This window comes from Actinophytocola xanthii, from assembly GCF_001921205.1.
GTDB lineage: Bacteria > Actinomycetota > Actinomycetes > Mycobacteriales > Pseudonocardiaceae > Actinophytocola > Actinophytocola xanthii.
The window spans coordinates 63,007-88,670 of sequence record NZ_MSIE01000046.1 but is presented as its reverse complement, the minus strand read 5'-3'; the positions used below and the strand labels follow the sequence as shown (position 1 = coordinate 88,670).

The following is a 25,664-nucleotide window of genomic DNA, read 5'->3' as shown; positions in this document are numbered from 1 at the left end:
GGCGTGTACGTGCGACACGTCCGCTTTTCACAATTATAGCACGGCGATCAAAGACCACGCCTCGCGTTTACCCATCGCCGGTCGGCCGCGCAAGTCCGGTTCCGTCTGGTGGATCTGATACAGGAACTCGCCAAATGCAACGCACTCTTAATTCATTGCGGAGGGTATGCGCTCCTGTGTGTGGAGTCACCCATCCGAGGGGTGAAAGCTCGACATCGATTCAAGAAACACTCAAGGAATCAAGCGAGTCGTCCCGGGCATGGTGGCTGAAGTCGAGCAACCTGCTTGGGGGGAAGTTGATGTTGTTTCGCGACCTTGACCGTACCGAGGGCGGTGCTGTGCCCGCCGTCGTCGAGCGGAACGGGCACGCGGTAGAGCTGCCGGACACCATGCGTGGCCGGGTGGCCGCGCTCGCGGACCGCCGCGCTCGGGCACTCGCACCACAGGACGAGGGGGTTGACAGGCGGCACCGGGCGAAGGGCAAGTCCGACGCGCGGACCCGTATCGAGAATCTGCTCGACGAGGGAACGTTCACCGAGCTCGGACTGTTCGCACAGCACCGGGCGACCGGTTTCGGCATGGAGAAGTCGCACCCGCCCGGCGACGGCGTGGTGACTGGCTGGGGCACGATCGACGGCCGCACGGTGTTCGTCTTCGCCCACGACGCGCGCATTCGCGGTGGCGCGCTCGGCGAGGTGTTCGCCAGGAAGATGCACCAGATCCTCGACCTCGCCGAATCCAGTGGCGCGCCGGTCATCGGGTTGAACGACGGCGGTGGCGCACGCATCCAGGAGGGCATCGACTCGCTCGCCGGATTCGGTGGCCTTTTCGCCCGCAATGTCCGTGTCTCCGGGGTGATCCCGCAGTTGTCCGTCGTGCTCGGCTCCTGCGCCGGCGGCGCGGTGTACTCGCCCGCGCTGACCGACTTCACCTTCATGGTCGAAGGCATGGGCAACATGTTCATCACCGGCCCGGACGTGGTGCGTGAGGTGACCGGTGAGGACGTCACACAGGAGGCGCTGGGCGGCGCGCGGGTGCACGCCGACCGCACCGGCGTCGCGAGCTTCGTCGCACCGGACGAGGAAACGTGCTTCGACGACGTCCGGCACCTGCTGTCCTACCTGCCGTCGAACAACCAGGAACCGCCGCCCGAGGTCCCGACGGACGACCCGCCGGACCGGCGGTGCGACGGCCTTGTCGACATCGTGCCGGTCGACGACCGCGCGCCGTACGACATGGGCCGCGTCATCGCCGAGATCGTCGACGACGGCGAGTACCTGCAGGTCCAGGAAACCTGGGCGCGCAACATCATCTGCGCGTTCGCCCGACTCGACGGCAAGGTCGTGGGGATCGTGGGCAACCAGCCGACGGTGTTCGCCGGTGTGCTCGACATCGACTCGTCGGAGAAGGCGGCGCGGTTCGTGCGTGCCTGCGACGCGTTCAACATCCCGCTGGTGACGCTGGTCGACGTGCCCGGCTTCCTGCCCGGTGTCGGCCAGGAGCACGAGGCCATCATCCGCCGTGGCGCGAAGCTGCTCTACGCCTACTGCGAGGCGACGGTGCCCCGCATCCAGGTGATCGTGCGCAAGGCCTTCGGTGGCGCGTACATCGTGATGGACTCCAAGTCGATCGGCGCCGACCTGTCGTTCGCGTGGCCGACCAACCAGACGGCCGTCATGGGCGCCGAGGGAGCGGCGAACATCATCTTCCGCAAGGAGATCAAGGCCGCCTCGGATCCCGAAAGGCTGCGGAAGTCGTTGATCGGCAAGTACACCCGGGAGCTGATGCACCCGTACGCGGCGGCGGAGCGCGGGCACGTCGACGACGTGATCGATCCTGCGGACACCCGCCGGGTGCTCATCCGGTCGCTGGCGATGCTGGCGTCGAAGCGGACCGTCATCCCGGTCCGCAAGCACGGGAACGTGCCGTTGTGAAGACGCACATCCTGGTGACCAAAGGAAACCCGTCCGACGCCGAGATCGTCGCCCTGGTGACGGCGCTCGCGGTCGTGACGCGGGAGTCCGGGCCGTCGGTCCCGGCGTCGACCTCGGCGTGGCGGGGGAGTGCCCGGGGGTACCGGAAGGCCCCCACGGCGTGGGGCGCGGCAGCGGTCAGGTGGCGGCTGCCGGCCCGGCCCTGGACCAGTTGACGTGAGTTGAGGGAGAGAACCTGTGGAGCTTGCGATGTTCCCGGGGCAGGGGTCGCAGCGAGCCGGGATGGCCGCGCACCTGCTGGCTCGGTACCCCGATCTCACCCGGCCGGTGTTCGAGTTCGCGGACGAGACAGCCGGGTTCGCGCTCACCCAACTGTGTGTCGACGGCGGCAAGCAGGACCTGACCAGGACCGACGTCACGCAGCTCGCGGTGTTCGCCACGAGCCTCGCTACCTGGTCGGTGCTCACCGCGCACCGCTACCGGCCGGCGGCGGTCGCTGGCCACAGCCTCGGTGAGCTGACCGCGCTGGCCGCCGCGGGCGTGCTCACGATTCCCGCGGCCTTCGCGTTGGTGCGTCGCCGCGGCGAGCTGATGGCGCGGGTGGCGGAGCGGACGTCGGGGGCCATGGTCGCCGTGGTCGGTCTGGACGCCACGACGGTGGAGAAGCTGTGCGCGGACACGCGGGTGCCAGGGGTCGTCGAGGTGGCGAACTTCAACGACTTCCGCCAGACCGTGGTGTCCGGGCACCGGGAGGCAGTCACCGATCTCGCACGCGCCTGCACCGCCGCCGGCGCGGACAAGGTCGTCCAGCTCGAGGTCGGCGCACCCTTCCACTGTTCGCTGATGGCGGAGATCGACGACGAGTTCGCGTCGGCCCTCGGCGCGTGTTCCTTCGCACCACCCTCGATCCCCGTCATCAGCTCGGTCACCGGCGCGCGACTGTCCATAGGGGAAGAAGCGAAGTCGTCGCTGCGCAGGCAGCTCGCCGGCCCGGTCCGCTGGGTGGACGTGTTGCGCACTGCCGACGAGGCCGGCTGGACGCGGTTCACGGAGATCGGGCCGGGCCGGGTGCTCACCGGCTTCGCCAGGAGCACGTTTCCGGACTACCCGGTGCGCAGTACCGGCGACGAACGCCGCATCGAGGCGGTCATCCGTAATGAAGAGAACGAAGGGGTATCGCAATGACCAACGTGGACACACTGGACGCCGTCCGGTCCGCCGTCGCCGAGGCCGTCGGCATCGACGAGACCGACGCCGAGCCGAACGCCACCGTTCTCGGCGACCTGGGCGCCGAGTCCATCGACCTGCTCGACATCCTGTTCCGGATCGAACGCAAGGTCGGTGTGAAGATCTCCGCGAACGAGATCGCCGAACTGCTGCAGGGAGACCTCAGCGACGAGGAGTTCGAGGGCGAGGACGGCGTGATCACCGAGGCGGGCCTCGCGCAGCTGGCGAGCGTGTTGCCCCAGATCGACCGCGCCGAGCTGGCGGGCAAGGTGACCGCCGACGACGTGATGACCCTGTTCACGGTCCAGAACCTCGCCGACCTGGCGGCCGCGAGGGCGGCACTGGCCGATGTCAGCTGACGCGAGGCGAGCACTCGGTGTCCCACCCGCGTCCACGGCAGCGTCGCCGGGACGCCGGGGGGCGGCTGAGGTGGATCTCGCAGTGGGGTGGGGGGTAGCTCGTGCTCACTGACGTCGCTCTGCCGTCTCTGCCCGAGCTGGCGGTGCCGGGCCAGCGGTTGATGGTCGGTGTGGATCTCACCGGCGTCGGGCGGGTCGAGTCGTTGCTCGCCGGGCAGCCCGGGATCGAGGACGAGGTCTTCACCCCGAGGGAGCTCGCCTACGCGCGGCACCGGCGCCGCCCCGCCGAGCATCTCGCCGCGCGGTTCGCCGCCAAGGAGGCCGTGTTCAAGGCGTTCGGTACCGGGCTCGGTGCCGGTATGCGGTGGCGGGACGTCGAGGTGGTCAACGGGGCCAGTGGACGGCCTCGGCTCCACCTGCACGGAGCCGCCGCGGCACTCGCCGAGAGCCGCGGGGTCGAGCGCATGACGATCTCACTCTCGCATTCCGATGGCATTGCCATCGCCTTCGTCGCGCTCACCGCGGCAGCCGGGGGGACGTCATGACACTCGAGGGTCGGATCGCCATCGTGACCGGCGGCTCGCGGGGCATCGGGCGGGCTACCGCGGAGCTCCTCGCCCGGCAGGGGGCAGCGGTAGTGGTCAACTACCGGGAGAACGCCGACGCCGCGGTGTCGGTGGTCAAGGACATCGCCAACGCGGGTGGGACCGCCGTCGCCATCGGGGCCGACGTCGCCGATCCGGACCAGGCCGGCGAGCTCGTCGAGCGGACGGTCGCCGAGCTGGGCGGGCTGCACATCCTCGTCAACAACGCGGGCATCTCCCGGGACGGCCTCATCTTCGACATGGACGCGGCGGCCTGGCTGGACGTCATGAAGGTCAACTTCGGCGGAGTGTTCAACTGCACCCGCGCGGCCATGCCGCACCTCATGTCGCAGCGCGACGGGGTGATCGTGAACGTGTCGTCGGTGATGGGGGAGCGCGGCTGGATCGGGCAGTCGAACTACGCCGCCTCCAAGGGCGCGATCAACGCGTTCACCTACTGCAGCGCCGTCGAACTGGCCCGCTTCGGTGTGCGGGTCAACGCGGTGCTGCCGGGCTTCTCACCGACCGACCTGCTCGGCGGCCTGCTCGGCAAGGACGGCGGCAAGGGGATCAAGCGTCAGATCCCGATGCGTGACTTCGCCGACGTCGCACAGATCGCCGAGGTGATCGCGTTCCTCGCCGGCCCGGGGTCGGCGTACATGACCGGGGAGCTGGTCCGGGCCGACGGCGGCTTCGGTGCGCAGCTCGGCATCGGGCGAACGGTGTGACGGGGGAAGAGAAATGCGGTTTCACCTGATCGACAGGATCGAGGAGTGGGAGCCGGAGAAGTTCATCGTGGCCCACAAGCTGACCTCACGGGCCGAGGACTACTGGCCGGCCGAGAAACCCGTCATGCCACCCGGCCTGGTGCTGGAGACGGTGTGCCAGGCCGCCACCTGGCTCCTGATGCTGGGCAGCGACTTCCGCAAGCGGGCCGCGTTGCTGTCGGTCGACGCCGCGGTCTACACCGCCGACGTCGTGCCCGGCGACGTGCTGGACGTCGAGGCGTCGATCACGTCGATCACCGGCGAGGCCGCGGTGATCGACGGCACCGTCCTCGTCGGCGGGGCGACCGTGCTCACCGCGTCGGGGATCATGTGCGCCCTGCTGGACGCGGGCACGCTCGAGGATCCCGAGGAGACGAGACGAATGGCACGAGAGCTGTGCGGAACGGAGGAGGGCTGATGCGACGTGTCGTGATCACCGGCATGGGTGCGGTGACGCCACTCGGCAACGACGTCGAAACCACCTGGCAGAGCCTCGCGGCAGGCCGTAGTGGGGTCGGTCCACTGACCACTTTCGACAGTGAAGGCTTTCCCGTGCGCATTGCCGGCCAGGTGCGGGACTTCGAGCCGGCACGGGATCTACCGACTGGGGTGCGGTGGCGGCACCTGTCCCGTGCCGGGTGGTTCGGGGTGGCCGCCGCCGAGGAGGCGGCCACCTCCGCCGGGCTCGGTGCGGACGGGCCGCACGACGAGCGGGGCGTCGCCATGGGGGCCAGCGTGGGCCGCCCGGACCTCCAGCTGCTCGTGGACGTCGGGCACGAGCGCGCCACGACCGGGAACGCGCAGGCGTTTCGGCGGCAGGCACCCCGTCTGACGTTGCAGGGCAACCAGAACATGCCGGTCAGCGCGATGGCTCGGCTCATCGGCGCGACCGGGCCCATGGTCGGGATCAGCACGGCGTGCTCGGGTTCCGGGCACGCCATCGGTGAGGCTTTCCGGACCATCCAGGACGGCGACGCCGACGTCATGCTCGCCGGCGGCTACGACTCGCTCACCACGTGGCTCGACGTGCTGGGGTTCAGCCTGCTCGGCGCCCTGGCCGAGGGCTACGAGGGCGAGCCGCGCCGCGCGTCCCGCCCGTTCTCGGGCGACCGCTCGGGGTTCGTGCTCGGCGAGGGCGCGGTGGTGTTCGTGCTGGAGGATCTCGAGTCGGCGCGGCGGCGCGGCGCGACCGTACTGGCCGAGGTGCTCGGCTACGCCTCGACGATGAACGCCTGGCGGATAACCGACTCCCCGCCCGACGGCAGCGGTGCGATCCAGGCCATGGAGGGCGCGATCGCCGAGGCCGGCATCGGGATCGACGGCATCGACTACGTCGCCGCGCACGGTACCAGCACGCCGGGCAACGACGAGTCAGAGACCAGGGCGATCAGGAAGGTGTTCGGCGACAACGCGAACCGGCTGCTGGTCAGCTCGACGAAGTCGATGACGGGGCACCTGACCGCGGCGGCCGCCGGGCTCAACCTGCTCGCCGCGATCGGCGCGATCCGGCACTCGCTCGTGCCGCCCACGATCAACCTCGAGCGGGCCGACCGCAAGCTCGACCTGGACTACGTGCCGGACCAGGCCCGGCCCGCGGCCGTGCGCGCGGCGCTGGTCAACGCGTTCGCCTTCGGCGGTACCAACACCGCGCTCGTGGTCGGTGAGCCGTCATGATTATCGACCGGATCGTGGACGTCGAGTCGGGGGAGTACGCGGTCGCGCTGGTCAACGTGCCCAACACCCTGGCGGTCTTCGACACCCACTTCCCCCGCTTCCCCGTGCTCCCCGGCGTGCTGCTGCTCGACGGGATGGGCGCGGTCGCGAGACTCGTCGCCCGCCAGCCCCTCCGTCGGCAGCAGTCGATCCACGGCGCCCGCTTCCGGCACTACGTCCGGCCGGGGGACCAGATCCGGATCACCGTGCACGCGACCGAGGTGGCGGCGGACGCGTTCGCCTGCCGCGCGGTGGCCGAGGTGACTGGACGGAAGGTCGCGACGGTGCGGAGGCTGCGGTTCGAACTGGAGGAGCTCCGATGAAACGACGAGTCGTGGTGACGGGAATCGGTCTACTGACGGCGATCGGCGACGACGCGGCGACCACGTGGAACGCGCTCCTCGCCGGCCGCAGTGGGATCCGCCCCATCGCCAGCTACGACCCCACACCCCTGCACACCCGCCTCGGCGCGGAGATCGACGGGTTCGACCCGCTCCGCTTCGCGTCCCGAAAGTCCCTGCGCATGCTCAACCGCGGCGACCAGCTCGCCGTGGCCGGCGCGACACTGGCACTTCAGGACGCCGGCATGGACACGGGCGTGGAGCTGGGCCACCGGGCCGGGCTGTACCTGGGTGGCAACAAGGAGATCTCCCGGCTGGACGATCTGATCGAGAACATGACCCGTATTCGTCGCGACGACGGCACCCCGGATCTGCGCGCACTCGGCGAGCAGGGTTCGTCGATCATGGCGCCGCTGTTCTTCGTCGAAGGGCTGCAGCCGGCGGCCGTCTACCACGTGTCGCAGAAGTTCGGCATGCGTGGCCCCAACTCCTTCTACGCCGGTACGGCCGACAGCGGGGCCACCGCCATCGGCCGGGCCGCGCGGGCGATCCGCCGCGGCGAGGCCGACGTGGCGGTGGCCGGCGGTTACGACGACGCGACGAACTGGTGGCCGATGTCCAAGATGGACGCCCTGGGCGTGCTGTCCACGGACAACGAACGCGGTGCGGCGGCGTTCCGGCCGTTCGACCGGGACCGGTCCGGCTCGATCCTCGCTGAGGGCGCGGCCATCCTGGTGCTGGAAGAGCGTGCGGCGGCACGGGCCCGTGGCGCGCGGATCTACGCCGAGCTCGCCGGGTTCGGCGCTGGCAACGAGTGCCACGAACCGCCGGCACCGCACCCCTCCGGCCGAGGGCTGGCCCGCGCGATCCAGGCTTCGCTGCGGGACGCGGAAACCGATCCGGCCGAGGTGTCCTACGTGGCCGCACACGGCTGCGCCACCCGAGACGGGGACGTCAGCGAGACCAGGGCGCTGCACACCGCGCTCGGCGCACACGCGCCGAACGTCGCGGTGAGCAGCGTGAAACCGCAGATCGGCCACCTGGTCGGCGGCGCGGGTGCCGCCAACGCCGCGATCGCCGCGCTGGCACTGCACCACGGCGCAGTGCCACCGACGGCGACTCTCGAACGGCCGGACCCGGAGTGCGACCTCGACTACGTCCCGGGCACCGCCCGGGAGGCCGAGCTGACGTCCGCGCTCGCACTGGCGCGTGGCTTCGAGGGACAGGCCGTATCACTGGCACTGGTGAAGGCGAGCTGACCGAGATGGGCCGAGAGGGGATGGGCAGCGTGGAACGGGTTGTGGTCACCGGCCTTGGCGCCGTTACCGCCCAGGGGCACGGCGTCGAGGCGACCTGGCGCGGGTTCCTCGACGGGACCGTCGCCATCCGGCCGGTCACCGGCATCGACGTGTCCGGGTACCGGACCTCTCTCGGCGGCGAGGTCGACCCGCCGCAACGTCGGCACGACGACTACGGGCGACTGGTCGGCGGCTGGGACGGCGCGGTCGAGTTCGCGCTCGCGGCCGCGGGCGAGGCCATGGCGGGCGCCGGGGTCAAGGTGGCCCGGAACGGACACGGCGAAGGGGTGCCCGCGACCCGCTGGGGTGTGGTCGTCGGCACCTGCAACGGCGGGCTGCGCAGCGCCGAGGGTGCCTGGCTCGCCGAGCGGGACGGCAAAGCCGTCGACTGGCGCCAGCACCTGATGATCCAGCCGCAGACCATCGCCGAGGTGCTCAGTGCGGCGTTCGGGCTGCGCGGGCCGGTCTTCTCGGTGAACACGGCCTGCGCGTCCGGTGCGCACGCCATCGCGCACGCCGTCGAGATCATCCGGGCGGGCCGTGCCGACGCGATGCTGGTCGGCGGTAGCGACGCGTTCAACGAGACCGTCTTCGCCGGGTTCAACAGCCTCGAGTCGCTGTCGCCGGCTCCCGCCGCCCCCTACTCGAAGGACCGGCAGGGCCTGTCGCTCGGTGAGGGCAGCGGCATGCTGGTCCTGGTTCGGCACTCCGTCGCGGTCGCGGCGGGTGCGCCGGTCGTGGCCGAGGTGCTCGGCTACGGGCTCTCCGCCGACGGCCACCACCCGACGGCACCGCACCCCCAGGGCGAGGGCGCGGCGAGGGCGCTGACCGCCGCGTTCGCCGCCACCGGCATCGCGCCGGCCGACGTCGCGTACGTCAACGGCCACGGCACCGGCACCCCCAAGAACGACTCGGCGGAGAGCAACGCGGTCCGCCGCGCGTTCGGCTACTCCGCCGAGAAGCTCGCGCTGAGCAGCGTCAAGTCCATGGTCGGTCACCTGCTCGGCGCCGCGGGGGCGGTCGAGGGCATCGCCACCGTGCTCGCGTTGCGGGACCAGACCGCGCCACCCACCACCGGCTTCACCGGCCCGGACCCGAAGTGCGGCCTCGACGCGGTACCGAACGAGGCCCGGTCCCTGCCGATGGACGTGGCCATGTCGAACAACTTCGCCTTCGCCGGTGCCAACGCCACCGTCGTGTTCGCGCGGGAAGGCCGGCCCGCCACGCCGCTACCGGAGCCGGTGATCGACCGGGTCGTGGTGACCGGCGCTGGCGTGGTCTCACCGGTCGGCGCGACCGCGGCCGAACTGCTCCGCGCCTACCGGGACGGCGTCACGGTCACCGGTCGTGTGTCTACCGTGGACCACGAGCCCGCGGCGTACCTGACCCCGAGGCAGCGGCGCAGGATGGACCGGCTGGGCGTCTTCGCCGTCGTCACCTCGGCCATGGCCCTCGAGGACGCGGGGCTCGATCCCGCCGAGCACGACCCGGACCGGGTCGGCGTGGTCCTCGGCACCGGACTCGGCCCGGTGGAGAGCATCGAGCGGTTCACCGTGCCCGTGCTGGAGTCCGGTGCGGTCGCGGCGAACCCCGCGGTGTTCCCCAACACCGTGTACAACGCCGCGGCGGGCCAGGTGTCGATGGTGCTGGGGGTGAAGGGCCCGACGTCGACGCTCACCGCCGCGCACGCGGCCGGCGCGAGTGCCCTGTGCGTCGCGCACGACCTGCTGCGCACCGGCGCCGCGGACGCGGTGCTGTGCCCGGCCGTCGACGCGTTCTCACCGGCCGCGTTGCGCGCCTACGAACGAATCCCACTGTTCTCCGGGCCGGGCTCCGGCCGGTACACCCTCGTCGAGGGCGGGGTGACCCTGTTGCTGGAACGGGAGTCCTTCGCCCGGGCCCGTGGCGCACGCGTGCTGGGTCACCTCAGCGGACAGGGCAGCGCCGCCGACGCGGTCGGCATCGGCCGGTGGGACCCGAGAGGCGCCGGGGTGGAGCGGGCCATGCGTGCCGCGCTCGCTGAAGCCGGGGTGGACGCTCGAGAACTGGCGGCCGTGTGGGCCAATGCGAGCGGTCTCGCGTCCGTGGACCGGCCGGAGCTGGCCGCCGTCGAGCGGGTCGCGCCCGGGGTGCGGGTCGAGACCCCGAAGCAGGTGCTCGGCGAACCCGTCGGCGCCGGCGCACAGCTCGCCATCGCGCTCGCGACACAGGAGTCGCCCGGGCCGGTGCTCGTGAACAGTTCGTCCCTCGGCGGCACCCACGTGTCCCTCGTCGTCACCAAGGAGTGAGTTCCATGCGCAATGTCACCGTCGCCGGCACTGGTGCGTTCCTGCCCGGCGAGCCGATCACCAACGACGACCTCGAGAAGCTGTGCGGGCCGCTGCCGGCGGACGTGCTGGACGGCATCCAGGTCAAGCGGCGACACTGGCTCGTCGATCCGGCCACCGGGGAGCACACGACGAGCAACAGCAGGATGGCGGAGGCCGCCGCCCGCCAGGCGATGGCACGAGCCGGGATCACGCCGGAGGACGTGGACCTCATCGTGGTGTCGACGGCCAGCCCCGAGTACCAACTGCCGACGGCCGGCAGCTACGTGCAGGAGTACCTGGGGTTGGAGCGGTGCGCGGTGATCGAGCTGCGGGCCGGCTGCGTCGGGGCGGTGCAGGCACTCGACATCGCCCGCCGCCAGCTGGCCGACGGCACCCACGACACCGCGCTCGTGATCGGCACGGAGGCCATTTCGCCGCTGCTCGCACCCATGTTCGTCGGCCGGGACCCGGAGGCGGTCCGGATGCGGGACCGCCTGACGCTGTTCAACTTCGGCGACGGCGCCGGTGCCGTCGTGCTGCGAGGGGTGGACGGGCCAGCGGAGGAGCACGGCTACGTCAACGCGTGCCTCGGCGGGCTGCGCAAACCGGGCATGCAGGTGATCGGCGGCGGGACCGACGTGCCGTTCGCCAAGCAGGCGCAGCGTGCCCGGCTGATGGACATCAAGCTCGACGCGGTCGGCGTGGCGAAGTACGGTCCTCGGCTGTTCGTGAGCGCGCTGGGTGATCTGTTGAACCGGTCCGGCCTACGACTGGCCGAGGTCGACGCGCTGGTCCTTCCGGAGGGGAACGCGGAGTACTTCAGCCGCGAGTTCGAGGGAGCCGGCCTATCCCGAGCGGACTACGAGGAACTGCAGAGCAAGATCGTGGAGAACCTGACCGACGTCGGCGCGACGGGCTCACCGGCCGTGCTGCTGGCCTTGGACGCCGGCGTGCGCGCTGGCCGCGTCCGGCCAGGTCACACCGTGCTGCTCCTCGCGATCGAGGCGAGCCGGTACGTGTACGCCGGAATGTCACTGCGCTGGCCGAGATAAGCGGCGAGTGGGGACCCCACGTTCGAGCACCCCCTCGCCCACGACGACGCTGTCACCCGCGTGCTCTCCTGGATGTCCCGCGGGAATCTCTCGGACGAAGCGTGTGCTTACCGCTGGCCGCGCGGATCGATGTCTCCGCCGATCGCGGGATCGATCACCGAGTCCGTCGTGTTCTGTGCCGCGTCGGTCGCGTGCCCGGCGATGTCCTGGCCCGCGCCCTGCGCCTGGTCGGCATAGCCCTGAGCACCCTCCCCCAGGTTCTGCGCTGTGTCGGTGGCGTTCTGCTGGGCGTCGGCGAGGTCCGTCCCGGTCAGCTCGCTGACCTTGTCGGTGGCCCCCGACAGCAACTCGGCGGCCTTCTCCCGGACGGCGTCGAACAGTCCCATGGTGTCCCTCTCTGTCGCACAATGTGACAATCCGGACACTACCCGCAAACGACGCCCCAGCAAAACGGCGCCTGCTGGTACCGCCTTGCCAGCTTCAGTGCGTGGCCGGTGTGATCGTCAGCGCGGGGGTGCCGACCGTCACCTTCCACTGGACCTGCTGGCCCTCGGTGGTGCGCTGGCCCTGGTCGTGGGTGGCGCCGCCGCCGAGCTCGACGATCTCGAACTTGATGCCGACCTTGCCCTCGAGCTTGAGCGCCTCACTGGCCTCGTGCTGGTTGGTGGCTGTGCGGATGATCTCCTCCTTGCCCTGCTGGACGTCGAAGAAGATCGACGTGGCCCGCGCCGCCAGGGTGTAGTGGGCATTGCCCGACAGCGTCGGGCCCCCTTCGAACGGGCCGCCGACAATCGGCACCCCGGTCAGGTAGAGCGTTCCGGTCGGCTTCAGCCACACGTTCCCGGCCCGGAGGATGCCGTGCTCGTTCGTGGTGTTCTCACCGCTCGGCGAACTCTCCTCGTTCTCCGGGCCGTAGAACACCGCGAAGAACTGGTAGCCCTCCAGCGGCGCGCCGATCGGGTTCTTCAGGGTGAAGCTGACGTCGATCTCCTTCCACCCGTGCTGCTCGAAGTTGACCTGCCCGCGCACGGTCTCGCCCTCGAACGTCATCTCGCGGCACTCGGGGACGGCCGCCAGCACCTCGAAGGCGTGCGTGTAGGCGTTGTCCTCCTCGTGGCTCTCCCGCACCCGGTCGGTGGGATCGGCGGTGACTGTCAGCGTGTGCGACCCGGCGTGCAGCGGAGTGTGCCGCCACTGCACCCACTGGGTCTGTCCCTGGCTCAGCGAGTGCAGCTGCTCGTTGTGCACCTCGGTCCCGTCGAGCTGGAACCTCGCGGCGAAGGTGCCCGTCGCCCGCTCACCGTTGTTGCCTACCTCGACGCTGAACTGGATGGCCGCACAGTTCTCGCAGACGGCATCCTGGTGAGCGGCGGGGTTGTACGACTCGCCCTGGATCCAGATGTTGTCGAGTTGAAGGTTCGCCAGCGACATAGCCATGTGTGTACCAGCCGGTAGACCGGCCGAGCATGGTCATATGGGGCGACCGAAGGGGCAGACAGAACCGCCCGCCGTCAGAAGGTTCACCGCGCGGACCCCCTGACCCGTTCGATCAGCTCGTCCCGGTACTCGGTTGCCGCCTGGAACTCCGGCTCGTCGCCGACCGCCTTCTTCAGCGCGCCCTCCAAAATCTTCAACCCCTGGCGGTCGTCACCGTGCGAGTCAGCCATGCGCGCGGCGTTCGCCATGGCCTTGGCCAAGCGGGTGGTGGCCTCGGGTTCCGCCTGCGCCCTGGTGATCCGGATCCAGTTGCCACCCGGATCGATGACCGTGAACCCGGTGTAGCGGTCGTTGCGCAGCCGGGGCCGGGTCATCCGTGGGATTCCGGAGATGAGCAGCTTCCCGTGCGTCTCGCGCATGGCCGCCGCGAACTCCTCGAACAGCGCGTGGATGTCCGGCACGACGACGACGCACGTGCTGTAGGACTGCGCCGGGTCGTAGTCGTCCATGCCGAAGAAGTGCAGGTTGATGTCTTCCCGCCGCACCGCCAGGTACGGGTTCGGCCGCGTCTGCCGATAGGTCACCTCGAACCCGAGCATCTCGTAGAACGACGCGATCTCGTCGATGGAAGGACAGGGCAGGGCCGGAATCGTCAGTTCGTTCGCCACCGCCCGAAGCTAAGCCCGAGCCGGTCGGGACGACACCGAGCTATTCGCACAAGCGAACGCAGTGCGACCCCCCCCCGATCACGACAACACCGACACCACCGCGGCCCTCCCGCACGCACCCACCAGCCGCGTGCGGCCGGCCGCTACGTCCTGTCCAGCAAGGGGTCGGGGTGCGCGTGGGCGTTGTGCCGCGCGTGCCCCTCGGCCGCCGGGAGCGGTCGAAGGGTGCCCAGGTGGTGGGGTGCCGTGGTGCTGAGCGGCGCGGGGAGGAGGCGTCGTCCGGCTGATTCCGGGCGGATGTTCGGGGTGTCGGCGGTCAGCGGGCGCGGTCGGTGCTGGGCCGCCCTGATCTCGTCCTCGTCGACCTGGATGCCGATGCCGGGGGAGTCGCCGAGGATGAACTCGCCGTTCTCCACATGCAGGTCGACGAGGACGCCGATGGGTGGGTGGAGGTCCTGGAGCTCGCTGGCCAGGTGGTTCGGGATCGCGGTCGCGGCGTGCAGGAGGCCGACAGGGGTGTTGCCGACCGGGCTGACCGGCAGGTCGTGTGCGTGGGCCAGGGTGGCGACCCGCAGGAAGTGGGTGATGCCCCAGACGGCCGACGTCTGGACGATGTCGATCGCTCCCGCGGCGAGCAGGGGTCGGAACTGTTCCAGGCCGGTGAGGTTCTCGCCGCTGGCCACCGCCGCCCTGACACCGCGGCCGACGGCGGCCAGTCCCTCGGCGTCCCAGCGGCGAACCGGTTCCTCGATCCAGGTGAGGTCGATGCCCCGTTCCAGCTCGGCCACGTGGCGCACGGCCTGCTTGCGGGACCACGACTCGTTCGCATCGAGCATCAGGGCGGGCCGCGAGTCGGGGGCGGTGTCGGCCAGGACGGCGCGCACCAGCGAGAGCCGGTGCCGGTCGCGCTCGACGTCCAGGCCGCCCTTGAGCTTGGCCGCGCGCAGGCCGTACTCGGCGTAGGTCTGGTACAGCGCCACCAGCTCGGCGTCGGTGAGGCAGATGTCCAGGCCAGAGGCGTACGCGGGCACCCGCCGGTCCCGACCGCCCAGCAGGCGCCACAGCGGCTCGCCCGCGGCCTGGGCCTTGATGTCCCACAGCGCCGCGTCGAACGCGCCGATGGTGCCGAACACCGCTCCCGTGTGACCGGCCTTGAAGGTCTGCCGCAACATGCGGTCGTAGAGGGCCGCGACGCCGCGCGGGTCCTCGCCGTCGATCGCGGCGAAGACGGTCTCGGCGAGCGCGTGCGGCCCGAGACCGGTACCCGTGATCCCCTCGTCGGTGTCCACCAGGACGATCGGCACCGGGGTGAGCCCGTCGGCGAAGACGCCGTTGGCGTCGCCGACCGGCCGGCCCCATTCCTGGACCGTGTTCAGCGTTCGGAAACCGGTGATCCGCATGTCAGCCCTTCGTGGAACCAGCGGTGACGCCTTGGACAATGTGGCGTTGGAAGAACAGGTAGACCAGCAGCACGGGCACGGCGGCGATCAGTACACCCGCGGCGAAGGTGGGGATGTCGTCCGAGTACTGGCCGCGCAGCGACGTGACACCCACCATCAGCGTGCGGTTCTCGGCCGACGGCATCAGCAGCAGGGCGATAAGGACGTCGTTCCAGCAGAACAGCGCGTTCAGGATGCCGACCGAGATCAGGGCCGGAACACCGATCGGCAGCATGATCCGCCGGTAGACGCCGAACAGGGTGTTGCCGTCGATCCTGGCCGCGTCGACGATCTCCACCGGGATGTGCGCGTAGTAGCTCGCCATCAGGAAGATCGTGAACGGGAGGAACTGCGCGACGTAGGCGAGGACGAGCCCGGGACGGGTGTCGATCAGGCCGAGGGCGGCCATCGTCCTCGCGAGCGGCACCATGACGACCTGGAACGGGACGAACAACGCCGCGAGGCAACCGAGGTAGAGCGTCCGCGAGCCGCGGAACCGCAGCCTGCCCAGGGCGAAGCCCGCCATCGACCCGAGTACCAGCAGCAGCGCCACCGCGCACGTCACGACGACAAGCGAGTTGGTGAGGTAGCGCGCCATCCCGACGCTGCCCCATGCGGTGGCGAGGTTGTCCACCTGGGGAGAGTCGGCGGGGGAGAAGCGGTCGAGCACGTACTCGTGCCGGGTCTTGAGCGCCACGTTCGTGGTGAACACCAGCGGGTAGACAGTGGCCAGCGCGAGCGCGGCCATCGGAACGGCGGCCAGCCACCTGCCCGTCCGCATCATTCCGCCCTGCCCGACCGGCGGAGCACGCTGATCTGCAACAGCCCCACCACCACCATGACGAGGAACAGCACAGTGGACGCGGCCGAGGCGAGTGCCGGGCGGCTCATCTGGCCCTGTTGGATCCAGATGTAGTACTCCGGCAGGTAGGTGGCGCCTCCCGGGCCGCCGCTCGTCATCACGTAGAGCAGCCCGAACATCGAGGTCAGCATTCCGATCATGGTGGTGACGACGACGAACTGGATGGTGCGGGACAGGCCCGGGATGATCACGTGCCAGATGATGCGGGGCAGGGGCGCGCCGTCGATCCGCGCGGCGTCCAGCAGCGAGGGGTCCAGGGTGGAGAAGCCGGCGAGGAACACCACCAGCGCCATCCCGAAGGTCGCCCAGACGTGGACGCCGACGACCGCGAAGATCGCGACGTCCGGGTCGCCGAGCCAGTCGACCGGCCCGAGATCGACGGTGTCCAGGACGGCGTTGACCGGACCGTCGAAGGCCAGCAGGAGGTTGAAGATCGCCCCGACGATCACCGGCGACAGCACCGCCGGGAAGAAGTAGACGCCGCGGAACAGCCGGTGTCCCGGCACGCGCAGGTGGATGAACGTCGCGAGCAGTCCGGGAATCGCGACCGCCACCGGGAGCAACAGCACCAGCAGCCCCACGTTCCGCAACGCGCCGAGGAAAAGCGGGTCGCCGAAGAGCGTCACGTAGTTGTCCAGCCCGACCGCCGTTCCGTCGAGCTCCCCGTCCCCGGTGAAGGAGAAGTTGACGCCGAGCACCAGCGGGTACAGCCGGAGCACGACGATCACCAGCACGGCGGGGGCCACCAGCGCGTACGGCGCGAGGTATTCCGCGCGGCGGGCACCGGCCCGCGCCCCCGGCCGAGCGCCCCGCCCCGTCGGCACCCGGACGGTCCGCGCGGCCGGGTCCGACCGGACCGACGACGGCGTGCCCGCGAGCGGCACCCGGTCAGCCTCCCTCGTCCGACGCGGCGAGCTGCGAAAGTGCCTCCTCGACGGTGACCGAGCCGCTCAACAACTGTTGGGACAGCCGGCCCATCAGGTCGAGGGTCGTCGAGGACAGGGCCACGTGCAGGGCCGGTTCGCCGCTTTCGATCTCCGAGACGATGGCAGCGGCGGCCGGACCGGCCTCCGACACGTCGATAGCGGTGTCGGCGGCGATCGCACCGGCACCGGTGTGGAACGCCGCCAGCGCGTCCCTCGATGTGAGCGAGCGGACCAGGTCGGCGGCGAGGTGTGGATCAGCGGTCCACCTGGCTACCGCGTACCCGATGCCGCCGTCGTAGGGCAGGCTCGGTGTCGCCCCGGCGGTGATCACCGGCGCCCGCATGACACCGACGTCGCCCGGGTCGAGGAACTCGCCGAAGTCCTTCCAGTGCCCGACGTCCGACATCAGCCCGATGACGTGGGCGGCCTTGCCGGAGGAGAAGAGCGCGAACGAGTCGTTGAACATCGCCGTCGAGTTGGCACCCTCGTTGTTGAGGCCCGCACCGTCGGTGTCGGTCCACAGCTGGAAGAGCCGCCGCATGTTCGGCGAGGTCCAGTTCCGCGGCCCGGCGATCCAGTCGTCGTACTCCTGGTCGGTGAGCGCGCCGGAGCCGAGACCCGAGAGGAAGAACTGGATGCCGATGCCTTCCTTGTTGCCCAGGGCGAAACACGTGGCGCCGGTCTTCTCCCTGATCGTGGTGCAGCCGCTGACGAACTCGTTCCAGGTCGCCGGTGGGCGGTCCGGGTCGAGACCCGCCCGCTCGTACAGCTCCTCGTTGTAGTAGATCGGATGCCCCTGCAGCGTGACCGGTGCGGCGTAGGTCCTGCCGTCCTCGGTGAACGCGTCCCAGCCCGACAGCCGGTCCCGGTCCTCGGCGACGTGGTCGTCGAGTGGCACGAGCGCGTCCACCCGGTCGCGGAGCTGACCGCCCCCGTTGAACAGCATGACGTCCGGCCCCTTGCCCGCCTGGATCGCCGCGCCGAGCAGGGTGTAGTACTGGTCGAACGGCTGGGCCACGAACTCGACCGTGACGTCGGGGTGTTTTCTCGCGAAGTCGGTCTTCGCCTCCTCGACGTACGCCGCCGCGGCCGGGTCTCCCGACTTCCAGTCCCAGACCACCAGCTTGTTCCCGCCGTCGGGGGACGACTCCGGCCCCGCGGCACTCCCGCAGCCCACCAGCACCAACACGGCGGCCAGGGCGACCGTCCCCAGTGGCCCGTTCCTCATCGCAGGTTCCACTGCTGGTTCGTCCCCCCGTGACAGGTCCAGAGATGGAGCAGCGTGCCGTTCGCGGTGCCGGCCGCGTTGGCGTCCAGACACAGTCCGGACTGGACGCCGGTGATGGTGCCGTTGGCGTTGAGGCTCCACTGCTGGTTGGAGCCGCCGTGGCAGTCCCAGATGACGACTGCCGTGCCGTTGGCGGTGCCCTGGCCGGACGCGTCGAGGCACTTGTCGCCGTACACGACGAGCTGTCCGCCGGAGGTGTGGGTCCACTGCTGGTTGGTGGCACCGGTGCAGTCCCAGAGCTGCGCCCTGGAGCCGTTCGCCGTGCTCCCGCCGCCGACCTCGACGCAGCGGCCCGACTGGCCGCCGACGATCGCGGCGGGCCGCGAACTACCGCCGTTCCGCGGTCCCGCGTTCGCCATCACGGCCTGTGCGCCGGCCGGCCAGTTCCCGCCGGTGACGGTGACGTTGCCGTGGACCACGTTGCCCCGGTCCCCGTTGGTCACGTTGGTGCTGCCGTTGGTCGACCAGTTGTTGGTTACCGTCCAGTTGCCCATGTTCTCCCCGCCCCAGTAGTTGGCGGTGGCCCAGGTGCCGGTGGCGGAGAAGACGTTGTTGCTCACCGTGTAGTACTTCGAGCCCTCGTCGAAGTAGACGCCGTAGTAGCCGTTGGTCCGCAGACAGTGGTTGCCGCTGATCACCGCGTTCGGGTTCCACGCCAGCGTGTAGATGCAGCCGCCGTCGTTCATCTGCTGCATGACGTCGTGCACGTAGTTGTTGACCAGCCGGTTGCCGGACGCGGTGGTCGGCGTCGCGTACCGCGGTTGGAAGTTGTACAGGCCGCGGGCCGCGTAGTGGTCGCTGCCGCCCGCGTCGTTGCTGCCCCAGCCGTACCCGATGGACATGCCGGAGTAGGGCATGTTGTACACCTCGTTGTGGGATACGTCGGTCGTCGTGACGTAGGTGGTCAGTACCGAGACGTTGCCCCGGTACTCCACGCCGAGGTCGTGGATGCGGTTGTCGGTGACGGTGATGTTCCGGTTGACCATCCGCTGGTCGCCCGGGTGGTGGGCGTCGGAACGGACTCCGCCGACCACGACGCCGCCGGCAGAGCTCCTGGCGATCTCGGACCGGGTGACCGTGATGTCGCTGGCGCCGAGGCCGACGCCGCTGGCGTGCGCGTTCGCGTCGTTGCCGATGCCGATGGCCGTCTGTCCCAGGTTGACGAACGCGGAGTCGCTGAAAGTGATGTCGCGTGCCGCGGACACCTGTACGGCCGCAGGCATCTGGAACCAGTGCGGTCGAGCCGCCTCGAACTGCTGGCAGCCGTTCTGGCAGGAGGACAGCCGGTCGGCGGGCCAGTTCCAGTTGCCCGCGAGATAGGCGCCGGTCTGCTGGTCCACGTACCCCTGGTTGCTGCTGGGGCCGAGCCAGGTCGTGCCGGTGAACGTGATCGCGCTGAACGTGATGTCGTGTGCGGGTGCGTCGTAGGTGCCGCCGACGTTCACCAGCGACTGCAGTGCCGGCAGCTCGACGTTGACGTAGCTCATGTCCTGCCCGGCCAGCGGGATGTAGTAGAGGGTGCCGGTGCCGGGGTTGAGGTACCACTCGCCTGCCGTGTCGAGGAACTCGTAGGCGTTGGCGAGGTAGAACGGGCCCGCCCGGTGCGGAGCCGCGAGCGTGTCGTAGCCGAACGTGTTGTTGTTCCACGCGGGTTGCTGCATCGTGATGGCGTTCCCGCTGATGCTCTGCACGGGCGAGTACCGGTCGGTGAACGAGTTGACGCTCTCCACCTCGACCCGGTTCTGGTTGGCCAGGGTGTTCAGGTAGCTCAGTGCGGGGTTGGAGAAGGTCATGCCCGTGCTGGTGAAGGTGAACGAGGACCGGTTGACCTGGGTACGCGCGCGGGTCGCGATCGCGCCGTCGACATACAGCTGCCGGCTGTCGGTCCCGGTGCCGACGTTCGCACGCCAGATGTTCTTCCCGGCGTCGGCGACCGACCATCCGGTGACCGCACGGGCGCCGCTGAGCACCGGCCGCGCCGACGGGGCCGCCCGCCACACCACGCGGTGACCGTTGTTTCCCGAGTCCGCCGCGGTGATCCGCAGTGGCGCGGCAAGCCGGTACACCCCGCCGGCCAGCTCAACCACGACGTCGCCGGACATCGCCCCGGTGAGGGACCGCACCGCGGCCTGTGCTGTGGACAGCGAGCACGGTTGGGCGGCGGAACAACCGGTGCCGGTGCCGGACGGAGAGACGTAAAGGGTGGTCGTGGCCGCGGAGGCCGACCGAGCCGGAATCACCACGACCAGCGCGGTGGCCAACGCCGCGGCGGTCACGAGGAGTCTCCGCACCGCGGAGCACGAGGACGCGAACACAGGATCTCCTTCGGTATTCCGCTGTCGCACCCGAACGAACTATCGGACCTCGGCCTTCTCCAGCACCTGCATGAACGCGCGCGACCAGTCGGGCAGGTCGGGCCAGCCGCGGCAGGACACCATGGCTCCGTCGACGACGTCTGGGCCGTCGACGAAGGTGGCGCCGGCCTGTTCGATGTCGGTTCTCAGGGGCGGGAAGGCGGCGGTGGTGCGGCCGTGTAGGAGGCCGAGTGCGGCTGGTACCTGGGGGCCGTGGCAGATGGTGCCGACGGGGAGACCGTGGTCGAAGAAGTGGGTGACGATGCGGGCGACGTCGGGATCGGTGCGGATGTACTCGGGTGCTCGACCGCCGGGGATGACGAGTCCGTGGTACTCGCCGGGTCGGACGTCACGGAAGGCGAGGTCGACGGGGAGTTGGTGGCCGGGTTTCTCGGTGTAGGCGTCCCAGCCGGGTTCGAAGTCGTGGACGACCAGTTTGACCGGGCGGGTGGTGGGTGCGGCCACGACCGCTTCGTGGCCGCCCTCACGCAACCGGAAGACGGGGTACATCGAGTCGAGCTCCTCGGCGGCGTCGCCGGTCAGGATCAGCACTCTCGCCATTGACTCGCTCCTTTCGGCGTCAGGACAGGGTCCAGCGTTGGTTGGTGCCGCCGTGGCAGGTCCAGATGATGAGTTGCGTACCGTTGGCGGTGCTGCCGCCGTTGGCGTCGAGGCACTTGCCGGCGTTGACGAGTGTGCCTGCTGTGCCTGTGGTCCAGCTCTGTCCCGCGGCGCCGTTGCAGGTGGACAGGTGGACGAGAGCGCCGTCTCCCGCGCCGGCCGCGGTCATGCACTTGCCGAGCGCGCGCAGGGTGCCGCCGTCGCGGGTCCACTGCTGGTTGGTGCCACCGGTGCAGGTCCAGAGCTGGATCTTCGTGCCGTCGGCGGTGCCGGCGCCGCTGACGTCGACGCACTTGCCGCCGCCCACGATCGGCCCGGCCGTGGGGGTGGAGCCGCCCAGCTCCCGGATCCGGATGTTGCGGAAGGACACGTCGTCGCCGGTGCCGTGGTTCTGGATGCCGATGTGCCCGGAGGTGAGCGAGCGGGCCGGGTCGGTGTTCACGAAGTCGTTCACCTTGACGCCGTTCAGGAACACCTGCACGCGTTCGCCCTCCACCAGCACCTCGAAGGTGTTCCACTCGCCGGGCGGGTTGAGCGCCGCGTCGCGGGCCGCGGTGTCCGGCGCCTGGAAGCCGTAGATCGCGCCGGTGGTCCGGTCGGGGGTGTCCGTGGCGTCGATCTGGATCTCGTGACCCTGGTTGAGCGACGCGTTCGGATCGGAGCCGGGCGGGAAGCCGATGACGACGCCGGAGTTGTCGTCGCCGGCCATCCGCCAGTCCAGCTTCAGCGAGTAGGAGCGGAACTCCTTGGTGCTGTACCAGAGCATGCCCAGCCCGCCGGTGGAGGTCAGCGTCCCGGCGTTGTTGGTGAACCCGCCGGGGCCCGACTGCGACCAGCCGGTGGTCGCGCCGTTGTAGAGGGTGGTGTAGCCGTTCTCGGGCCGGCAGTCCGCCCTCGTCCGGTTGGCCGCGTACCGGATGCCGCCGAGCACCATCGACCGGAAGTTCCCGTCCGTGTAGCTGGCCTGGGTGTGGCCGCTGCCGGTGTAGAAGGAGCGTCCCCCCTGGACCGTCTTGCACCAGGTGTGCGGATGGTCGGCGCCCATCGAACCGCCGGAGTACGTCGACTCGTCCAGCGTGGCGAGGACGCGGGCACTGGACCGGACGTTGGTCCGGAAGTTGTACCACTCGTCGGTGCGGACCCAGGTGGGGCCGAGGTGCTGGGTTGCCTGGTGGGCCCGGTCCTCGACCCGAATGGTGGCCTGCTGGATGGCGGGGTGCGATGCGAAGTAGGCGCCGACCAGCTCACCGTAGAACGGCCAGTCGTACTCCGTGTCGGCGGCCGAGTGGATGCCGACGTAGCCTCCTCCGCCGCGGATGTAGGACTCGAACGCGCTCTGCTGTCCCGCGTTCAGCACGTCTCCCGTGGTGTTGAGGAACACCACGGTCTCGTACTGCGCCAGGTTGGCGGAGGTGAACTGGGCGGAGTCCTCGGTGGCGGTCACCGTGAAGTTGTTGGCGGCGCCCAGCTCCCGGATCATCGCGATGCCGTTGGGGATGGCGTCGTGCCGGAATCCCGCGGTCTTGGAGAAGACCAGCACGTCGTAGGGCGCGTCGGCCGCGCTGACGGGCGGGCTGTGGCCGAACGCGAGGGCGACGAGCGTGGCGGCGGTCGCGCCGAGCACGCGGCGGATGGACAGGGGTTTCATCTCTTCGGCCTCCTAGGACATCGTCCATCTCTGGTTGGCGCCGCCGTTGCAGGACCAGACGATCAGCTGGGTGCCGTCGGCGGAGCTGCCGCCGTTGGCGTCGAGGCACCTGGTGCCATTGCGGATCGTGCTGTCGGCCTGCGTGGACCAGCTCTGGCCCGCGCTGCCATTGCACGTGGACAGTTGGACGAGCGCGCCGTCGGCGGTGCCGTTCGCGGTCATGCACTTGCCGAGCGCGCGCAGGGTGGTGCCGTCGCGGGTCCACTGCTGGTTGGTGCCGCTGCCGCAGGTCCACAGCTGGATCTTCGTGCCGTCAGCCGTGCTGGCGCCGTTGACGTCGACGCACTTGCCACCGATTCCGCTGATCCGCGTGGCGGTGCCACCACCCGTCGGCGTGCCGAACGTGAAGGCGTCCAGGTCGAACAGGTAGCCGCTGCCGCTGCCGGAGAACGTCAGGTACACGGTGACGGTCCCCGCTGGGACGTTTCCCAGGGTGGTGGACACCTCGGTGAAGGTGTCCCAGCTCCCGGTCACCGGCACGGCCACCGAGCCGAGCACTGGCCCGGTCGGGGAACCGGTCCGCACCGACAGCGTGCCGCCGGAGCCACCGGACGAGACCCGTGCGGTGAACCGGGTCTCCCCACCGAGGGCGTACGGGTGGAAGGCGATCCAGTCGCCGTTGTGGATGTCGCCGACGGTCCTGCCGCCCTCCGCGGTCGCCTTGTCGAACTGGGCCGTGCCCGACTGACCGGTGTGGTGCTCGGCCTGGCGGTGTCGCAGCTGCAGGGTGCGCTGCGAACGGGTGGTCAGCGCCGGCTGTCCGTTCGCACCCAGATCGGTGTACGAGGCGTCGAACACCGCGTACAGGTTCGCCGCGGTGTCGTGCTCGCCGTCCGTCGGGATCTGCAGTGTCCCCGAGCAGCCAGTGCGCGAGGTGATCTCGTGGGCGTGGCTGTCGTGGCCCAGCAGGTAGGCCAGCCTCACCCGGCTGCAGTCGACGGTGCCGTCCTCCGGGTCGGACACGGTGATCGTGTACGGCACGGCGTCGCCGAAGTTGAACAGGGCGCCGTCGACCGGAGTGGTCAGGGTGACCGTGGGTGCGGTGTTGCCGACCGTGATCGTCACGCTGGCGGTGGCGGTGCGCCCGACCGGGTCGGTCACCGTGAGGGTGGCGGTGCGCTGGCCGTTGCCCGTGTAGGTGTGGGTCGGGTTGGCCGATGTGGACGTGCTGCCGTCCCCGAAGTTCCACAGATAGGTGAGCGCACCGCCCTCCGGGTCGGTGGAGCCGGCCGACGAGAAGGCAACCGTGAGCGGCGAGATGCCGGAGGTGCGGTCGGCACTGGCCCGCGCGGTCGGCGCCTGGTTGCCCGCCGGGTTGTGGTCGATGCGGTAGAGCGCGGACTCGGCGTTGCCGCTGCCCCAGCCGGTGCCGTAGTCCAGCACGTACAGTGCGCCGTCCGGGCCGAACGCGGTGTCCATGACCTGCGTGCCCCGCCACGGGAAGTCGTTGATCTGCCCGGCGGAGCCGTCGGCGTTGACGTCGATGGTCTTGATCCATCGCCGGCCGAACTCCGAGACGAAGACGTGCCCGTCCAGCGCGGCCGGGAACTTGGTCGGTGACGGGTTCGCCGCGTCGTAGCGGTACACCACGCCGCCCATCGGCGACTCGGACCCGCAGCCGAAAGCCGCGAACGAGCAGTTGTCGTAGTTGATCCACGCCGCCCGTGCGGCTGGCAGGGTGGTCAGCCCGGTGTTGCGGGGTGAGTTGTTGACCGGCGCCGCGCAGTTGAACCGGTTCCCGGACGGACCGGACGGGAACGTGTAGTCCACATAGGTCTCCGCGGTGGTGTTCTTGCCGGTGCAGTACGGCCAGCCGTAGTTGCCGGCCGAGGTGATCCGGTTGAACTCCACCTGCCCCGCTGGGCCACGGCTGTTGCTGGCCGCGCCGGCGTCCGGGCCGTAGTCGCCCAGGTAGATCGCGCCGTTCGCCTTGTCCACGCCGAACCGGAACGGGTTGCGGAAGCCCATCGCGTAGATCTCGGGCCGCGTTCCCGCGGTGCCCTGCGGGAACAGGTTGCCAGCTGGGATCGAGTACGACCCGTTGGCGTTCACCTTGATCCGCAGGACCTTGCCGCGCAGGTCGTTGGTGTTGGCGGAGCTGCGCTGCGCGTCGAAGGCCGGGTTGCGGTTGGTGCGCTCGTCGATGGGGGTGTACCCGTCCGACGCGAACGGGTTCGAGTCGTCACCCGTGGAGAGGTAGAGGTTGCCGGCCGCGTCGAAGTCGATGTCGCCGCCGACGTGGCAGCACATGCCCCGGCTGGTCGCCACGTCCAGCACGGTCACCTGGCTGGCCGTGTTCAGCGTGAAGTCCGCGTTGAGGGTGAACCGGGACAGCCGGTTGACGCCGTTCCACGCGGAGAAGTCCGTCCCGTTCTCCGGTGCGTCACCGCCCGGCGTGGACAGCGGCGGCGCGTAGTAGAGATAGATGAACCGGTTGCTGGCGAACCCCGGGTCCACCCCGACGCCCTGCAGGCCCTCTTCATCGTGGGTGTAGACCGGCAGGGTGCCGATGACGTTGGTGACGCCGTCGGCGGTGGTGCGGCGCAGCACGCCGTTCCGCGCGGTGTGCAGCACCGAACGGTCCGGCAGCACGGCCAGCGACATGGGCTCGCCCACTTCGGCGACCCCCCTGGCCAACTCGACCTGTTGGAAGTCGGCCGGGTTCACCGCGTGCGCCGACGCCGGCACCGGCGCGACGACGACGGGCAGGACGATGGTGGCCGCCACCAGCACGGCCGCGGCGAGGATCCGCATGAACGGGCCTTTCGTGCGGGGTC

The 25,664-nt window shown here is 70.1% G+C and carries 23 protein-coding genes; 12 read left to right on the top strand and 11 right to left on the bottom strand.

The features are described from left to right. Positions 1-389: 389 nt before the first annotated feature. The 12 genes from BU204_RS24270 to BU204_RS24215 all read left to right on the top strand — a co-directional run bounded on the left by BU204_RS24270 (position 390) and on the right by BU204_RS24215 (position 11,584). Positions 390-1,934: an acyl-CoA carboxylase subunit beta gene (locus tag BU204_RS24270; protein WP_075128068.1), complete on the top strand. Its 1,545-nt coding sequence runs from the start codon at positions 390-392 to the stop codon at positions 1,932-1,934. Next, positions 1,931-2,149, top strand: coding sequence for an acyl-CoA carboxylase subunit epsilon (locus BU204_RS24265; protein WP_075128043.1), 219 nt, complete (start codon positions 1,931-1,933; stop codon positions 2,147-2,149). Before BU204_RS24270 ends, BU204_RS24265 begins: the two co-directional genes overlap by 4 nt. Before the next feature lie 34 nt (positions 2,150-2,183). After that, on the top strand, positions 2,184-3,119 hold the full coding sequence (locus tag BU204_RS24260; protein WP_075128042.1) for an ACP S-malonyltransferase: 936 nt from the start codon (positions 2,184-2,186) through the stop codon (positions 3,117-3,119). Further along, positions 3,116-3,520, top strand: a complete 405-nt coding sequence (locus BU204_RS24255; protein ID WP_075128041.1) for an acyl carrier protein — start codon at positions 3,116-3,118, stop codon at positions 3,518-3,520. Before BU204_RS24260 ends, BU204_RS24255 begins: the two co-directional genes overlap by 4 nt. Positions 3,521-3,621: 101 nt before the next feature. Next, positions 3,622-4,065 (top strand): holo-ACP synthase, encoded by a 444-nt coding sequence (acpS, locus tag BU204_RS24250; RefSeq protein ID WP_198942980.1) that lies wholly within the window; start codon positions 3,622-3,624, stop codon positions 4,063-4,065. Further along, positions 4,062-4,832 (top strand): SDR family NAD(P)-dependent oxidoreductase, encoded by a 771-nt coding sequence (locus BU204_RS24245; RefSeq protein WP_075128040.1) that lies wholly within the window; start codon positions 4,062-4,064, stop codon positions 4,830-4,832. The genes acpS and BU204_RS24245 overlap by 4 nt, the downstream gene beginning before the upstream one ends. A gap of 13 nt (positions 4,833-4,845) precedes the next feature. After that, a complete protein-coding gene (locus BU204_RS24240; RefSeq protein ID WP_075128039.1) occupies positions 4,846-5,289 on the top strand; it encodes a hotdog family protein in 444 nt (147 codons plus the stop codon). Continuing rightward, on the top strand, positions 5,289-6,545 hold the full coding sequence (locus BU204_RS24235) for a beta-ketoacyl-[acyl-carrier-protein] synthase family protein (RefSeq protein ID WP_075128038.1): 1,257 nt from the start codon (positions 5,289-5,291) through the stop codon (positions 6,543-6,545). Before BU204_RS24240 ends, BU204_RS24235 begins: the two co-directional genes overlap by 1 nt. Next, entirely contained in the window at positions 6,542-6,907 is a 366-nt protein-coding gene (locus BU204_RS24230) for a 3-hydroxyacyl-ACP dehydratase FabZ family protein (protein WP_075128037.1), read from the top strand. The genes BU204_RS24235 and BU204_RS24230 overlap by 4 nt, the downstream gene beginning before the upstream one ends. Next, on the top strand, positions 6,904-8,184 hold the full coding sequence (locus tag BU204_RS24225; RefSeq protein WP_075128036.1) for a beta-ketoacyl-[acyl-carrier-protein] synthase family protein: 1,281 nt from the start codon (positions 6,904-6,906) through the stop codon (positions 8,182-8,184). Before BU204_RS24230 ends, BU204_RS24225 begins: the two co-directional genes overlap by 4 nt. Positions 8,185-8,213: 29 nt before the next feature. Beyond that, positions 8,214-10,511 carry a beta-ketoacyl-[acyl-carrier-protein] synthase family protein gene (locus BU204_RS24220; RefSeq protein ID WP_198942979.1) on the top strand — a complete coding sequence of 766 codons (2,298 nt, stop codon included), beginning with the start codon at positions 8,214-8,216 and terminating at the stop codon, positions 10,509-10,511. A 5-nt stretch (positions 10,512-10,516) separates the two neighbouring features. After that, positions 10,517-11,584, top strand: a complete 1,068-nt coding sequence (locus tag BU204_RS24215; protein WP_075128035.1) for a 3-oxoacyl-ACP synthase III family protein — start codon at positions 10,517-10,519, stop codon at positions 11,582-11,584. A 107-nt stretch (positions 11,585-11,691) separates the two neighbouring features. Here BU204_RS24215 and BU204_RS24210 read toward each other — a convergent pair whose 3' ends face one another. The 11 genes from BU204_RS24210 to BU204_RS24160 form a co-directional block, all read right to left on the bottom strand. Further along, entirely contained in the window at positions 11,692-11,970 is a 279-nt protein-coding gene (locus BU204_RS24210; protein WP_075128034.1) for a hypothetical protein, read from the bottom strand. Between the two features lie 94 nt (positions 11,971-12,064). Further along, positions 12,065-13,015, bottom strand: coding sequence for a CARDB domain-containing protein (locus BU204_RS24205; protein ID WP_075128033.1), 951 nt, complete (start codon positions 13,013-13,015; stop codon positions 12,065-12,067). A gap of 89 nt (positions 13,016-13,104) precedes the next feature. After that, entirely contained in the window at positions 13,105-13,689 is a 585-nt protein-coding gene (locus tag BU204_RS24200) for a bleomycin resistance protein (RefSeq protein ID WP_075128032.1), read from the bottom strand. A 143-nt stretch (positions 13,690-13,832) separates the two neighbouring features. Beyond that, positions 13,833-15,089 carry a mandelate racemase/muconate lactonizing enzyme family protein gene (locus BU204_RS24195; protein WP_083661583.1) on the bottom strand — a complete coding sequence of 419 codons (1,257 nt, stop codon included), beginning with the start codon at positions 15,087-15,089 and terminating at the stop codon, positions 13,833-13,835. Between the two features lies 1 nt (position 15,090). After that, the gene (locus tag BU204_RS24190; RefSeq protein ID WP_143229693.1) at positions 15,091-15,909 is read right to left on the bottom strand and encodes a carbohydrate ABC transporter permease; all 819 of its coding nucleotides are present in this window, start codon (positions 15,907-15,909) and stop codon (positions 15,091-15,093) included. After that, positions 15,909-16,874 carry a carbohydrate ABC transporter permease gene (locus tag BU204_RS24185; RefSeq protein ID WP_233160555.1) on the bottom strand — a complete coding sequence of 322 codons (966 nt, stop codon included), beginning with the start codon at positions 16,872-16,874 and terminating at the stop codon, positions 15,909-15,911. The genes BU204_RS24190 and BU204_RS24185 overlap by 1 nt, the downstream gene beginning before the upstream one ends. Positions 16,875-16,878: 4 nt before the next feature. Then, positions 16,879-18,144 (bottom strand): ABC transporter substrate-binding protein, encoded by a 1,266-nt coding sequence (locus BU204_RS24180; RefSeq protein ID WP_075128030.1) that lies wholly within the window; start codon positions 18,142-18,144, stop codon positions 16,879-16,881. Beyond that, positions 18,141-20,519, bottom strand: a complete 2,379-nt coding sequence (locus BU204_RS41470; protein WP_083661582.1) for an RICIN domain-containing protein — start codon at positions 20,517-20,519, stop codon at positions 18,141-18,143. Before BU204_RS41470 ends, BU204_RS24180 begins: the two co-directional genes overlap by 4 nt. Positions 20,520-20,558: 39 nt before the next feature. Further along, positions 20,559-21,119, bottom strand: coding sequence for a DJ-1/PfpI family protein (locus BU204_RS24170; protein ID WP_075128029.1), 561 nt, complete (start codon positions 21,117-21,119; stop codon positions 20,559-20,561). A 19-nt stretch (positions 21,120-21,138) separates the two neighbouring features. Next, positions 21,139-22,827, bottom strand: coding sequence for a ThuA domain-containing protein (locus BU204_RS24165; protein WP_083661581.1), 1,689 nt, complete (start codon positions 22,825-22,827; stop codon positions 21,139-21,141). 12 nt (positions 22,828-22,839) lie between these two features. After that, entirely contained in the window at positions 22,840-25,641 is a 2,802-nt protein-coding gene (locus BU204_RS24160) for a PQQ-dependent sugar dehydrogenase (RefSeq protein ID WP_075128028.1), read from the bottom strand. Positions 25,642-25,664: the final 23 nt, after the last annotated feature.

What these genes read in the sequence shown, in the direction of transcription:
- BU204_RS24210 (WP_075128034.1), bottom strand. Translation starts at nt 11,970, where the DNA reads ATGGGACTGTTCGACGCCGTCCGGGAGAAGGCCGCCGAGTTGCTGTCG.
- BU204_RS24260 (WP_075128042.1), top strand. Translation starts at nt 2,184, where the DNA reads ATGTTCCCGGGGCAGGGGTCGCAGCGAGCCGGGATGGCCGCGCACCTG.
- BU204_RS24215 (WP_075128035.1), top strand. Translation starts at nt 10,517, where the DNA reads ATGCGCAATGTCACCGTCGCCGGCACTGGTGCGTTCCTGCCCGGCGAG.
- BU204_RS24225 (WP_075128036.1), top strand. Translation starts at nt 6,904, where the DNA reads ATGAAACGACGAGTCGTGGTGACGGGAATCGGTCTACTGACGGCGATC.
- BU204_RS24205 (WP_075128033.1), bottom strand. Translation starts at nt 13,015, where the DNA reads ATGTCGCTGGCGAACCTTCAACTCGACAACATCTGGATCCAGGGCGAG.
- BU204_RS24165 (WP_083661581.1), bottom strand. Translation starts at nt 22,827, where the DNA reads ATGAAACCCCTGTCCATCCGCCGCGTGCTCGGCGCGACCGCCGCCACG.
- BU204_RS24180 (WP_075128030.1), bottom strand. Translation starts at nt 18,144, where the DNA reads ATGAGGAACGGGCCACTGGGGACGGTCGCCCTGGCCGCCGTGTTGGTG.
- BU204_RS24245 (WP_075128040.1), top strand. Translation starts at nt 4,062, where the DNA reads ATGACACTCGAGGGTCGGATCGCCATCGTGACCGGCGGCTCGCGGGGC.
- BU204_RS24255 (WP_075128041.1), top strand. Translation starts at nt 3,116, where the DNA reads ATGACCAACGTGGACACACTGGACGCCGTCCGGTCCGCCGTCGCCGAG.
- BU204_RS24195 (WP_083661583.1), bottom strand. Translation starts at nt 15,089, where the DNA reads ATGCGGATCACCGGTTTCCGAACGCTGAACACGGTCCAGGAATGGGGC.
- BU204_RS24240 (WP_075128039.1), top strand. Translation starts at nt 4,846, where the DNA reads ATGCGGTTTCACCTGATCGACAGGATCGAGGAGTGGGAGCCGGAGAAG.
- BU204_RS24235 (WP_075128038.1), top strand. Translation starts at nt 5,289, where the DNA reads ATGCGACGTGTCGTGATCACCGGCATGGGTGCGGTGACGCCACTCGGC.
- BU204_RS24190 (WP_143229693.1), bottom strand. Translation starts at nt 15,909, where the DNA reads ATGCGGACGGGCAGGTGGCTGGCCGCCGTTCCGATGGCCGCGCTCGCG.
- BU204_RS24230 (WP_075128037.1), top strand. Translation starts at nt 6,542, where the DNA reads ATGATTATCGACCGGATCGTGGACGTCGAGTCGGGGGAGTACGCGGTC.
- BU204_RS24160 (WP_075128028.1), bottom strand. Translation starts at nt 25,641, where the DNA reads ATGCGGATCCTCGCCGCGGCCGTGCTGGTGGCGGCCACCATCGTCCTG.
- BU204_RS24170 (WP_075128029.1), bottom strand. Translation starts at nt 21,119, where the DNA reads ATGGCGAGAGTGCTGATCCTGACCGGCGACGCCGCCGAGGAGCTCGAC.
- BU204_RS24270 (WP_075128068.1), top strand. Translation starts at nt 390, where the DNA reads ATGCGTGGCCGGGTGGCCGCGCTCGCGGACCGCCGCGCTCGGGCACTC.